General features: G+C 51.8%; 9 protein-coding genes. 1 reads left to right on the forward strand and 8 read right to left on the reverse strand.

Features of this window, described 5'->3' with window-relative positions:
• Positions 1-67: 67 nt before the first annotated feature.
• The 4 genes from ACI0CA_RS02770 to ACI0CA_RS02785 all read right to left on the reverse strand — a co-directional run bounded on the left by ACI0CA_RS02770 (position 68) and on the right by ACI0CA_RS02785 (position 7,118).
• Positions 68-4,342, reverse strand: a complete 4,275-nt coding sequence (locus ACI0CA_RS02770) for a SpaA isopeptide-forming pilin-related protein (protein ID WP_446807047.1) — start codon at positions 4,340-4,342, stop codon at positions 68-70.
• A 76-nt stretch (positions 4,343-4,418) separates the two neighbouring features.
• The gene (locus ACI0CA_RS02775) at positions 4,419-5,120 is read right to left on the reverse strand and encodes a hypothetical protein (protein ID WP_446807048.1); all 702 of its coding nucleotides are present in this window, start codon (positions 5,118-5,120) and stop codon (positions 4,419-4,421) included.
• Between the two features lie 263 nt (positions 5,121-5,383).
• Positions 5,384-6,337, reverse strand: coding sequence for a ParB/RepB/Spo0J family partition protein (locus ACI0CA_RS02780; protein WP_118556757.1), 954 nt, complete (start codon positions 6,335-6,337; stop codon positions 5,384-5,386).
• Positions 6,288-7,118, reverse strand: a complete 831-nt coding sequence (locus ACI0CA_RS02785) for a ParA family protein (RefSeq protein ID WP_446807049.1) — start codon at positions 7,116-7,118, stop codon at positions 6,288-6,290. Before ACI0CA_RS02785 ends, ACI0CA_RS02780 begins: the two co-directional genes overlap by 50 nt.
• Positions 7,119-7,894: 776 nt before the next feature.
• On the opposite strand from ACI0CA_RS02785, the gene ACI0CA_RS02790 reads away from it, so the two are divergent.
• Positions 7,895-8,449, forward strand: a complete 555-nt coding sequence (locus tag ACI0CA_RS02790) for a metallophosphoesterase (protein WP_257274021.1) — start codon at positions 7,895-7,897, stop codon at positions 8,447-8,449.
• Between the two features lie 50 nt (positions 8,450-8,499).
• Here ACI0CA_RS02790 and ACI0CA_RS02795 read toward each other — a convergent pair whose 3' ends face one another.
• From ACI0CA_RS02795 to ACI0CA_RS02810, 4 genes are all read right to left on the reverse strand, one after another.
• Positions 8,500-8,679, reverse strand: coding sequence for a hypothetical protein (locus ACI0CA_RS02795; protein WP_177676867.1), 180 nt, complete (start codon positions 8,677-8,679; stop codon positions 8,500-8,502).
• 247 nt (positions 8,680-8,926) lie between these two features.
• A complete protein-coding gene (locus tag ACI0CA_RS02800) occupies positions 8,927-9,532 on the reverse strand; it encodes an MptD family putative ECF transporter S component (protein ID WP_299358025.1) in 606 nt (201 codons plus the stop codon).
• A gap of 146 nt (positions 9,533-9,678) precedes the next feature.
• Complete coding sequence (locus tag ACI0CA_RS02805) at positions 9,679-10,644, reverse strand: helix-turn-helix domain-containing protein (protein ID WP_055270723.1); 966 nt, start codon at positions 10,642-10,644, stop codon at positions 9,679-9,681.
• 456 nt (positions 10,645-11,100) lie between these two features.
• Positions 11,101-12,525, reverse strand: coding sequence for a relaxase/mobilization nuclease domain-containing protein (locus tag ACI0CA_RS02810; RefSeq protein ID WP_308449348.1), 1,425 nt, complete (start codon positions 12,523-12,525; stop codon positions 11,101-11,103).
• Positions 12,526-12,550 lie beyond the last annotated feature (25 nt).

Consider the following 12,550-nt stretch of genomic DNA (forward strand, 5'->3'; position numbering starts at 1 on the left):
TGCAAGAAGATAAAGCCGCCGATAATAAAGGCTACCAGCACGATAGCCACGATGGTTTTAGGTTCCATTAGTTACGATCCTCCTTTTTCTTTTTCTTGAATCCGATAATGCCGCACACAGCGATGCCCACTGCGGACAGCCCTGCAAGGACATAGAGCAGCGGCAGATTGGTTGTGTCGCCGGTCTTAGGCGTATCACGCAGTACATTGTGCATCTCCACAATGGTGGTAGAGCCGGTCTTGACCGTCGCTTTCTTGTCAGCAGGCAGGACATACATCGCAGAGGCGGAGTTGCTCACCTCGGAGACGGTGTAATCCCCGATGCGGATGCCCTCAATGACGATCTCGCCCTTGTCGTTGGTTTCAAGGATAATGTCATAGCCGTTTGCGCCGGTAATGCGGAACGCAAAGCCCTTGATCTTGCCGTCCGAGGAAGTCTTGACGATTTTCAGGTTGCCTCGCATCGCTTCATTGATGAAGCCGACACCTGCCTTGTTCTCAACCTCGTAGGTCTTGCCGTTGGTGTCGATCATCACTTCATACACGCCGGTATCAAGAACAAATCCCTCCGGCGCTTTGGTTTCCTTGACGAAGTAGCGACCATAGAACAGGTCATTCATACCGTATTCACCGATTTCCTTTTCGGTCAGTGTGCCGAGCAGCTCATCGCCATCGTCCAGCTTGCCGGTTGCGTTACTGTCCTTATAGACCTCAAAGGTCGCTCCGGTCAGCTTATTGTCAGGATATTCGGAATCCACCTTGGTCAGATGGATGTTTCCACGGACATACCTGTTGACGATTTCGATCTCCACGACCTGACCGTCTGCGCCGATGGTCACGGGATAGATGGTATCATCCAGCACGAAGCCGGCGGGCTGTTCGATTTCACGGACATACCAAGTGCCGTAAGGAATGTTCTCAAAAGAAAAACTGCCATCTTCAGCAGAAGTGGCAGTCAGCAGAGCGTTTTCCTTTGTAAACTCGCCATCATCCGTGCGGAACAGTCCGATCAGCGCACCGCCGAGGGAATCGCCGTTTTCATCGACCTTCTTACCGGAAACAGAACCGTAGATCAGATCATTTTCGATTGCCTTGCCGTCGTTAGCGGCAATCTTTACAACTGCCGTATCCTGACCGGCATACCCAAAGGTTACGGGATACTTGGTATCGGACAGCTTGTAGTGACTGTCGGTAGCAAGCTCCTGCACATAGTAGCTTCCAAAAGGAAGGTCAGTCTTGATTTTCGCCGTTCCGTCCTCATTCAGAGAGATGATCTCAACAAGACCATTTGCGGGAATGGAAGTGCCGCTGGCAGATACGATTTCCTCGGCTGCATACAGCCCGAAGGAGATGTTCTTCAGCTCGCCGTTTGTGCCGATGCCGAACATCTCATTCGTTTCAAGGGATTTCACAAGGCTGATTTCCGCCGTCTGACGCTCGTTCTCGAACGAAGTCGCCGTTTCCGTAACAGCAACATTCTGACCGGCGTAAACAAGCTCGACGCAGTGAGGTTCCGGGTTGAGCACCATCCCGTGGGGTGCTGTGATCTCACGCACCTCATATTTGCCAAGGTAGAGTTCACGGCTCACCGCTGCGCCGGTTGCATCGGTTGTAACGGTGTCCACGACCTCGCCCTTCTGATTTCGGACAGTGCCGTCCTGCGTGATAATATCCTCTGCGGCGATGATCTTATAGACCGCACCGGGGAGTCCACGCTTTTCATACTGCGGCTGATAGATGGTGGGCAGTTCGTTTCCGCTTTCATCTACGCCGCCGATGACGGAAACGCCGAAGAACACCTCGCCGGTTTTTTCCACGGTGATGGTGCCTTTCTGTGCCATATTGGGCTTATCCACTTTTACTACCGTAACCCCGCTTTCTTCTGTGGAATTATCCTCCGTGACATCGAAGTACACGGGCGTTTCGTCGAGGACATAACCGTAGGGAGCCTGTACCTCGACAATAGAGTACCCCTTTCCAAAGGGCAGCTTTTCCGGCGTAACAAGAGAACCTTCTGCATTGGTGTAGAACACATCAATGGTGGTGGGCGTCGGGTAAGTGAAGGTCATTGTTACGGGGTTGCCGTCCGGGTCATAAATCTTGAAGCCTGCACCGGCGTAAGGGATGGTCTTGCCGGTTTCTGCGTCCTGCTTCACGATCTTGATGAAGCTGTTAAAAGGTGCATTGTTGATAAGGTAGCGATAAGTCGCCCCATTCTGAGAAATGAACACATCAAAGTCGGGCATCAGCTCGCTGCCCTCCCAGCCGGATACCTGATGGACGGTGTAGATGCCGTAAGGCATATCCTTGGTCTGGGCAAAGCCGTTTTCATCACAGGTGAGATAATCACGCTCGGTGTCCTCGGCAACCTCGTAGCTGCCTGCGGCTTTCAGGTACACAGCAAACTCTGCGCCGCTTTCGGGTGTTTCAATCTGTGTTTCACCGTTATCGGTGTGCTTAATAATGGCGATATTGCCCTTTACGACCTGCTCGGTCACATCATTTGCCGTCTGATTATGCTCCACGGTATAGAGCTGCGGCTCTGCACCGACCTTGTGAACGGTGGTATCAAGCAGATAGCCCTCGGAGGGTGTGATCTCTCGCACCGTCCAGTCGTTATCGCAGATATACTCCTTGGTAACGAACTGCCCGTTTTTGTCGGTGGTGTAGGTATCCACAAGGGTTTCGCCCTTATAGATGCCGTAAACAGCACCGGCAAGAGAAGCATCACCCTGCGCCGTGCCGGTTTCGACATCGCTCTTGGTGACGGTCACGGAAAACTTCTTCAAAATATTGAGGAAGCTACGGTTCGTGACCTCGTTCCAGTTGATAGGCGCAGACTGCGCTTCGGGAACAACATAGCGAACGGCAGTGTCCACTTCCTCCACGGTATAAGGTGTGGAACCGGAAATGAGGACATCTTCAAAGGTCGCCACGCCGTTTGCATCGGTTGCGGCATACTCGTCCACGGCAATGCCGGAGAGTGAAGTGCCGTAAAGATGGAAGGTCACGCCCTCGTTGAGATTGTCCTCCGAGGACTTCACGATCTGCAAATCTCCACGCTTGAGCTTGTTGTTGAAGGTCACGGTAGAAACCTGACCGGAAACCACTGTCACACGGCGGGATTCCTGCGGCTCATACTTGTCGTAATCCATCTCGGTCACGGTGTAAACGCCGGGCATCAGGTTGTCGATTTGAATTTCTCCCTTGGAGTTGGTCTTGACGGTCTGATTGATGCCGTTGCCGGTGACGGTAAAGGTGAGGTTATCCACCTTGCCGTCCTCAGAGGTTTTGACGATCTTAGCAGAGCCGTAGGACACCTTCAGATTGAGGAACGCCTGCACGGGGTCACTGACCGACTGTGCGTAGGTGATAACATCCTGCTTGCCGCTTCCTTGATTGAATGTTCCGTCCGTCCATGTGATGATACCTCGGCGGGTTGAACCGACCTTATTGGCGGTAATTCTTACGCTGTCAGAAGGAGCATTCGTTGCTGTGATAACAAGCTGGTTTCCGCTGACGCTGAATGAAATGCCATCCTCATTAGCGGAAAAGTTGTAATCGGAAAGCACACGGTTGTGGTCTGTCAGGGTAGCGGTGTAACTGCTGCCGTCCCATTCCAGCTCCACGCTCTGCGCTCTGTTCGGGTTTTTGGACATAAAGCTGGGGATGGCGGAGTGACGCTGAACGCTTGCTTCAATGCTGTCATAGTAATCGCAAAACAGGTCATACAGCGGATGGGCGGTGCTGATAACGCCCTTAACTGCATCGTAGCTACCGGGGCTTACATAATCGAAGTCCTCGTCACGCTCACCGACAACGGTTTCCCAAATGAGAACCTGTGTTGCCATAGCTTCCGCCAGCGTTGCGGCATCAGCAGGGTTCTGTGAACGCCACGAGGTGCTGATGGGTCCCGTGTAACCGTACTGCATAATACGCCCGATGAATAGCTTTATATCGTAGGGGGAAATGGTGCTGTTGATGTCTGAGGGCAGGTTGTCCCAAAAGGTTTCGTCCTTACTGGTATAAGTGTCGCCGGTATCCTGCTGCACTCCCGGCTCAATGCAGTAACAGATGTTACCGTCATACGAGTGCATTGCTCGAATGGTAGTGTACTTGGACTCACCGGAATGCCAGCCGTTCATATACCGGAGATTGGGATGCCCCCAAGTACCGCTGTAATCAATATTAGCATCGCCGCTTCTCGGAAAAGAAACAAGGTAGACCTCTGCTCTTTCTCCTGCGGCATAGGCAGTGGTTGTGCCAATCCCCACAAGGGCTGTCAGGCACATCACGAGGGAAAGCAGTCCCGCCATCCCTCGCTTGAAAAGGTTCTTTTTCATAGTGTTTGTTACCTCCTTGAAAACGAAAAACGCACCGTACAATGACGATGCGTTTCGGGTGAAATGTGTTTTGTTGTTATGCGTAGCCGATATAGATTTCATAAGAGCCGCTTCCGGTCTGCTCATACCAAATCCAAACATCGGTGATGTCGCCGTCCTTGGAATATCGGTCGAGATAGCCACGAATATCCCGTTCGGTGTATTTGCATTTTACACCTGCGGCGATGGGGTTATCCCAGCAATACACGGCTCCGCTGTCCAGCGTCAGCCCCACGCTTTCGGCATAGCTCTTGGCAAAGTTGACCCAGTAGCCGATGTCAAAGGACGGCTCGGTGGGCGGCTCCGTGGATGGTTGTGTCGGCTGGGGAGGTTCTGACGGCTTCGGTTCCTCGGTTGCCGGAGGGATGGGCTGTTCTGTTTCGGATGGAGCCGGTGAAGCTGTGGTTTCCGACCGACGCTCGGACTCGTCCTTCTTTTGCTGCGGATCGCTTGTCTGCGGCGGCGTTGTGCCGCTTACTGGATGTTCGGGAACCGGTCGGCGTTCGCTTTCCGCGCTTCCTTCCGTTTCCTCATCTGCTGTCTGTGCGCTTTGTGCTTCGGGTGGCTGAGCCGGGGCTGTCTGTTCTGCCTGAGAGGTATCTTTTCCGGCAGCTTCTTCTGTCTGGCTCTCCGAAAAAGAAAACCCGTCGGGCTTTTCGGTGTTCTGTGAAGCCTTGCCGCACCCGGCAGTCAGGCACAAAAGCAGAATAAGGAATATGCTCAAAACCCTCGTTTTCATCGTGCGACCTCCTTTTCGCACTCATTTTAGCCGAAAAAAGAGGGGGAAATCAAGCCTGCGATGACGGCAGAACCTTTAATGATACCGCAAACCGGCTTTTTCGGGAACTTTGCGCTGTTTCCCTCGGCTCTCTTAGATAGCTATACTCAAGGGAGATAGAGTTTATTTAAGAGAGATAGATATTCTCTTTTCGGTTAGTCTGTTAGTATTCAAGGGGTTGGAGTGTGAGGAAGGGGAAGCGGAAAAACGTACTCCGCCTGCCGTTACCGGCTGTCACGATCCGCCCGCTGACGGAGAAAGCGGCTGTAATGCTCCAAGGCCTTCAGCACATAGTCCTCCGTTTGGCTGATGGGAATATTCTTGGGGATCAGGCTTCGCACCTTGTCCCCTCGCAGGATGATCTTTTCCCGCTGGTTGGGCTTTTCTTCACACATAATGGCGGACACCACCTCTGGCGTGAGCTTGCCCTCCGAAAAGAACTTCCGCATACGGATGGTCTGGTCATGGGAGGGCGTACACTGGTTCAGGTCGATTTCCTCTACCACATCCCGCTGGCAGCCCTCGTCCAGATAGGACAGCTCCACCGCAGGGCGCATCTTGATTCTGCCATCGTCCACAAGGTCAAGCAGTTCGGGGACAAGATTGGTAAGGCGGACATATCGCTGAATTTGTGTGTTGCTATCTGTGCCTTCGGCAGCTAAAAGCTCTCTTGACTTCCCGAAAAGATTATCGTGTCCCAGTGGGACACCATTTTCTTTGCTCGGTCTGCCTGCCTGACGCTTCATCGCTTCCAAGCGCATCTTGTAGGCAAATGCCTTTTCCGAGGGAAGTATCTGCGACCGCTGGTAGTTGCTCTCCACCATCAAAATGGTGGCGGCGTCACGGTCAAGGTCTACCACCTCGCAGCGGAGCGTTTCAAATCCGGCAAGCTCACAGGCTCGTTTTCTGCGGTGTCCCGAAACAAGCTCGTATCTGCCGTCCTCCTTCTGCCGGACGGTCGCCGGGGTGATGACTCCGCGCTCCTTGACGCTCTCCACAAGCTGTAACATATCCTCATCGTCCCGCACCTTAAAGGGATGGTCGGGGAAATTGTCGATCTCCGTCAGGGGAATGTCCCGGATTTTTGCCAGCTTTGCGTCGTCCCGTTCCTCCTGCGTGGAGAACAGGTCATCGAGCGTGTTCGTGGGAAGCGTGAAGTCGCTCTTTCTGCCTGCCATCGGCTAACACCTCCTTCGTGAAATCTGCGTAGGCCTTGGACACGGTGCTGTTCGGCTCATAGGCGTATATGCTTTTTCCCTTGGACGAAACCTCTGCGGCTTTCACGGCAACGGGAATGGTCGTCCGGTAAATCCTGATCCGGCAGCCGAAGTTCTCCCGCAGCGCCTCCACGGTGCTTTTGGCGAGATTCGTTCTGCTGTCCACAAGGGTCAGCAGGATTCCGTCGATGGCAAGGTTCGGGTTGGTGTGCTTTTTTACCTTGGCAATCGTGGACAGGAGTTGCGTCATTCCCTTTGCCGGCAGATATTGCGCCTGCACGGGAATGATAATGCTGTCCGCAGCCGTCAGTGCGTTAAGGGTAATCATACCGAGGGACGGCATACAATCTATGAGGACATAATCGTAGTTGTCCTTTACTTGGCTGAGATAGTTCTTCATCACGCTTTCCCGGCTCATTGCGGTCACAAGGCTCATCTCCAGCGCCGACAGCTCAAGATTCGACGGCACAAGGTCAACCTTTTCCTCGTGGCTGAGAATCCCGGCAAATGGGTCTTGGCTTTCCTCGCGCATTACCGCCGCCAGCTTGTTGGTCAGCGTCTGCGGCAGACTGTCTGAATCCCGCCAGCCGAGGCAGGCCGTAAGGTCGCTCTGCGGGTCTGCGTCTATGAGGAGTACCTTTTTGCCCTGCATGGCAAGCCCGATTCCGAGGTTGACCGCCGTGGTGGTTTTCCCGACGCCGCCCTTTTGGTTGCATATCGCTATGGTTTTACAGTTTGGCATCTTTCGTTTTCCTCCTTCTTTGTAGATTTCATAGCCGCCTGTAATGAACGGCTATGTATATGTCCGCAGTATTTGTCCTCAACGCCCCCTGCGGCGGCTTTCGCCTTCCGGGAAACACTTGGGTCACGGTGTGCTGCACCGTGTCATAGGGCTTTCACCTCTGCCGGGTTCTCCGCCAGCTCCGTAGAGAAGTATCATTATCATTCTGACTGTCATCGCCGTCCCGGTGGCAATCCGGGTTTCAGATCGGGGGTTCTCGCTCGTCCTCCGGTTAGGAGAAGTCACGGCGTACCCATCTTCGGGCTAATCATCAGAAGTAATGTCCCAAGTGCCTGTATATTCAATTTTCAAGGTTCACGAAGCGGCTCCCGATTGTGGTTGGGAAAGAACCCCTTCACTTACTCTGAATAAGGAAGCGATTTTTGAGGGTGTTTTTCAAAAAAAGTTGAAAAAATTTTTTGGGCCCCTTGGAAAGCAAAAAAGCCGCCCTTCCGAGAACGGAAAAGCGGCTTTGCGTTTGAATGATTTACTTGTTCATATTTATATAGTATACTGTGGTCAGGCTTATGGAAGGAGGGCAAGAGCTATGACGAACGGCAGCAACAGAAGCAAAGAGATAATAAGCAGGCTCGGTTTGTCCTCCCGGACTTTTTGCTTCATAACGAATTACGGTCAGTTCAGACGAAAACGGGGATAGTACAGGACTATCCTGATTTCGCGCAGGGCTGTTCGGTGAGCAGTTCTGCTTTTACTTTATATATGGGAGATGATACACGATGATTTATTTTACGGCAGACACGCATTTCGGTCACTACAATGTCATCCGGTTCTGCGACCGTCCCTTTGCCTCCGCCGAGGAAATGGACGAGGCGATGATTCAAAACTGGAACGATAGAGTGACCGGAAACGATACGGTATATATTCTTGGGGATATGTTTTTCCGCAGCACCAATGCGGAGGGAATCCTGAAGCGGTTGAAGGGCAAGAAGCGGCTGATTGTTGGCAACCACGACGGCTCGTGGATGACGAAGTTTGACTACGCAAGGTATTTTTTCAGCGTGGACAAGTTTTTGGAAACCTCGGACGGAAAGCGCTCTTTAACGCTATGCCATTACCCGATGCTTTCGTGGAAGCACGCGAAGCGGTCATATATGATCCACGGGCATATTCATAATGATACGAGGGCAGACTTCTGGCCGCTGATTGCCGCACGGGAGAATGTTTTGAATGCCGGTGTGGATATAAACAGCTTTAAGCCTGTAACTTTTGATGAGCTGCTGGAAAACAACCGCCATTTCAAGGAAAACTCTTTGGCGGAAAGCTATACCTGAAATGAAAAGAGCCGCTTACTCCGATTGGGAATAAGCGGCTCGAACTCTATTCAGATGTATACGACCTTCAGCTTTTTTCGCTTTGCGCCGGTCAGCTTCACCAGCACATCGTCAACGGCGTCCGTGTATTTGCCCTGCCGGATAAGCGTGTTTTTCAGGTCTATGAGGGATTTGATAACCTCCGACCGTTCCTGCTCGGTCAGATAGATATGATACTTCTGTTCTTTCATTGTCCGGCACCTCCTGACGCTTCCATTATACTCCGGCAGTTGCAAAAAACGCAAAGATGCGATTATACTATATATACTGATAGCAACAAGGCTCCAACCTTGCCGGTTGAAGCCCTGTTGCTGCCTTTGCGAATGCCACTTTTCTGTTCGTTTGAAATTATCGCCTTAGTGGGCTGTGGCATTGCAGCCCCGCTTTTGATTCAGGCACTCTACTGACAAATCTGGCGTCTGTCAGTTTTCGGAGCTGTTACTTCACCGATACAAGTCCGGCCTTAATAAAGTGCTTCTTCAATGCTTTCTGGCCGATATAACCGCCAATCAAGCCACCGAGCAAGCCAGCCACTATAATGACAACAGGCATAAATCCAGATGTAATGCTAATCATGCCATCTATGTATTCCTGCGCAATGTTGTTCTTTTCCATCGCCCCTACAAAAGCGTCCTGCAGGAAGCTCATAGGCCCTACAATTGCACCAAAAGCAAAGATACCGCTGAAAATCGTGTAGGCAATCATCATGGACTTCATTGTGATTTCTTTTCTTCCCATAATCAAAAAATCACAAATGACACCGCCTACAATCAATGCAACCGGGATAAGCCAAAATCCGCCGACCAGCAGGAACAGGATTCCCTGGATTGTGCCGCAGATGGTGAACACGCCTTTCTTCGGGACTTTTGCCAGCAACAGCATCATCACGATTCCGTTGGGGATTGCTACGACAGCAGGATAAAATACGTTGGTAACGGGTCCGGCAATGCTCATTACGGTGCTGATAATCATGCAAATGATCCACATGAGCGCAGTCAGAACGCCGATCAGGATAAAATCCTTTGCATTCAACTTCTTATTCATGGTTGTTCCTCCTAAAATTAAAATGCGTGGTGTGGTTAGAGTGTTCTAACCACACCACGCATTTTAGCAATTTCATGTCCAATATCCAACCCAAAAGCAATTTCATTCTACCCCAAATCGGTATTTATTTTGGGTATGCAAAGCACCTATTTGATTCGGCTGGCCTCTCGATAATCTTTTGGCATAACTCCATACTTTTTCTTAAATGCAGCAGAAAAGTTGCTGGGCTTTGTATAACCCACAAGAACCGCTATCTGCCCAATGTTCATATTGCTCTCCAATAACAATCCTGCGGCCCGCTCTAACCGCTGCTCAATAACATACGCATGAACCGAAATGCCGTACATCATGGAGAATCCCCTTGATAATTTAGAGACGCTGATTTGAACCTGCCTTGCCAGTCCTTCACAGCTTGGCGCAAAGGCAAGCTCGCTGTCAATGATTCTCTTTGCCTCGATGATGCAATCACGTTCACTTTTTGATATGCAGCAGTATTCCGGCGAGAGGATTCGCAGCTCCAACACTTCGCTCAAATATACTGACAGCAATTCGTGGATTTTGCTTTCCAGAAACAGATACCCAAGCCCACCCCGATAATGTGTAAAGTCTTGTAACTCTGCGAAAATATGCTCCATATAGGGCGTTATGCTCACCTTTGAAATTCCGGTCAGCAGTTTCTTTTCATAGACGGTAATCTCGCCATCCTCGAAGTAGTCCTGTAATAAACGTTTGAAATATGGAACGGGAATTTTGATGTTCTTAAAATAGAAGTCGCTGTTTTGCGCATAACAGAGAGACTCCATTTTCCCGTGTCCACGGTAAATGCAGGATTCTCCCTTTGCAAGACAAGCGCCCTCTCTGCTGCCTGCAATATTCCACGACACGCCGTCGTTCAGGCAGAACAGCATTTGAATATAGTCCTCGCTGTTAATCCCGCGCACATTCATGTCAGAAAAATAATTCATCTTCCAGTCTGAAACAACGGCACCCTGTTTTGTCACCACCTGCGCAATTTGTCCGGTTCCCATATCAGAAGGAATCGGGATCGTTACGGTCTGCGGTGAATTGGAGAGCAGATCCCGATAGAGGTTGTTCATGTATTCGCTTGTCATTGGATGCCCTCCTTTTTTCGGTTAGCAGTGACTAATGTACTAATATAGTTTACACGATTTACGCCTGAAAGTCAATTTTCAGCACGAATGCAAGCTGCTACAGAAAAAATCAGGGACGTTCCCGCAGGGGCAGAGTGCCATGTCGCGCAGTTCGGGTACGACGAGGCGCAGACGCAGACACGGTCAACCGGCCGCGTGCGAGGCGAAGCGTTACGCTATATGCGGCATCGAAAACCACGGCTTCAGAGGGGTTACGAACGGGAACAAGAAACTGGCAAGCAATGCAAAGCGGTACCCACTTTGCGAAAACAGGCGGATTCCGTTTACACGGAACCCGCCTGTTTCATGCTTGTTGGGGCGTTGCCCCAATCCCCTCAGAACACAAAAACTGTGTTCTGGAACGATGGATAAATCCATCGGCTGCGCGATTTTGCAAATCGCTTATGGGCGGGCAGCTCAGCGCTGCTCTGCCTCTTTTTCCCGTCGTTCATTCGCTTCCTCCTGCTCCTTATCCAACTCCAGAATACGGTCGATATTGGCCTTGGCCGTCAGCAGCTCTTTCATTTCCTCACGGGCTTTTCGGTAGTCGGCGTAGGCCGCTTTCTTCTCCGCCAGCAGCTCGGCGTACTCGGTATTCAGCGCCTTGATGGTGGGCAGCTTCTTGAAGCCCAGTCCATCAAAATAGTTCTTTGCGGCCTTGTGGATCGTGATCTCGCTTTCATGCTCTACAAGAAATTTCTTGGAGTACCCGGCCTTGCGATAGGCAACGTAGGTATCGCGGGTCTTAGCGTAACCCACGATATGCTCCCGCAGCACGGCAATCTCGGCCATGCGTGTTTCCGCAGATTTGATCCTTGCGGAAAGCTCGTTGAAGTGAGCGGACGCTGCCGCCGCTTTCTCCGAGAGAATGGCGTAATCTAACAGCTCATGGTCTTGCAGATAGGCCACCGTCTGTGCCATCTGTTTCAGGTTAAATAACGTCGCCCAACGCGCATAACCGGCACCCTTGCCAGCGCGTAATTTGGTCTGAATGTCCACCAGCAGATTCCCGCTGCGCTTTTCCGGTTTGACCGGCGCTGCGGCGCTCTTTCGCGGCGTATGCGCCTTTTCACCTGCAATCACCGCACGAAGATCTGCGGGAGTATAACCGTCGCCGAGGGTATCCATGCGAATGGACTTTTTCTGTTCGCCGCCTAACAGGGGCGGGACTTTCTTGCCCTTGATCTCATACCCGGCCTGCCGCAGCAGCTCCAGCAGCGTTTCAAAGCTATCGGGCTTTTGTGTCAGCGCATCGTCAATGGCCGCGCAGATTCGCTCCCGGTGGGAGGGCTTCTTTTTGTCGCCCAGCCACTTGTTGTAGCTCTTGCCTTGGCGCTTCGGATTCTCCACGATGGAGTAGCCGTTCTCGATGCAGATGGTATCGTTGAGCCGCCGCACGGCGCGGCTGCTGCCCCAAAAGTTTCTGAATTTCCGGGTCTGGCTGAGTGCGGTGGAGTTCCAGATCACATGATTGTGAATATGGGCTTTGTCGATATGGGTGCAGACGATATAGGCGTGATTGCCCTTGGTGAAGCGCTTGGCCAGCTCACAGCCCAAACGGTTCGCGTCCTCCGGTGTGATCTCTCCGGGAACAAAGGATTGCCGCAGATGGTAGGCGATCACATCATCCTCGCCGCGCACTCTGCCGGTCTTTTGGGTGTATTGATTTTTGGCGAAAAGGAACTCGGCATCGGCGATCCTGCTGTCGCACTGCCAGCTCGTAATCAGCCTGCCGCCGTCTGTCTTTTGCGGATTTTCGGTGTAGTCGATGATGGCGCTGATGGCCTGCCCCACCGTGCGGCCTTTGCCGGTGTGCAGGGGCATCAGGCGCGTGGTTGCCATGTTGAACACCTCCTTGAAAAGTAAA

The sequence above is a fragment of the Hominenteromicrobium mulieris genome, assembly GCF_046197855.1.
In the GTDB taxonomy this organism is placed as follows: Bacteria; Bacillota; Clostridia; order Oscillospirales; family Acutalibacteraceae; genus Hominenteromicrobium; species Hominenteromicrobium mulieris.

Excerpts from the sequence above, each read along its gene's own strand:
- ACI0CA_RS02810 (WP_308449348.1), bottom strand. The coding sequence starts at position 12,525 with ATGGCAACCACGCGCCTGATGCCCCTGCACACCGGCAAAGGCCGCACG.
- ACI0CA_RS02795 (WP_177676867.1), bottom strand. The coding sequence starts at position 8,679 with ATGAAAGAACAGAAGTATCATATCTATCTGACCGAGCAGGAACGGTCG.
- ACI0CA_RS02790 (WP_257274021.1), top strand. The coding sequence starts at position 7,895 with ATGATTTATTTTACGGCAGACACGCATTTCGGTCACTACAATGTCATC.
- ACI0CA_RS02770 (WP_446807047.1), bottom strand. The coding sequence starts at position 4,342 with ATGAAAAAGAACCTTTTCAAGCGAGGGATGGCGGGACTGCTTTCCCTC.
- ACI0CA_RS02805 (WP_055270723.1), bottom strand. The coding sequence starts at position 10,644 with ATGACAAGCGAATACATGAACAACCTCTATCGGGATCTGCTCTCCAAT.
- ACI0CA_RS02800 (WP_299358025.1), bottom strand. The coding sequence starts at position 9,532 with ATGAATAAGAAGTTGAATGCAAAGGATTTTATCCTGATCGGCGTTCTG.
- ACI0CA_RS02780 (WP_118556757.1), bottom strand. The coding sequence starts at position 6,337 with ATGGCAGGCAGAAAGAGCGACTTCACGCTTCCCACGAACACGCTCGAT.
- ACI0CA_RS02775 (WP_446807048.1), bottom strand. The coding sequence starts at position 5,120 with ATGAAAACGAGGGTTTTGAGCATATTCCTTATTCTGCTTTTGTGCCTG.
- ACI0CA_RS02785 (WP_446807049.1), bottom strand. The coding sequence starts at position 7,118 with ATGCCAAACTGTAAAACCATAGCGATATGCAACCAAAAGGGCGGCGTC.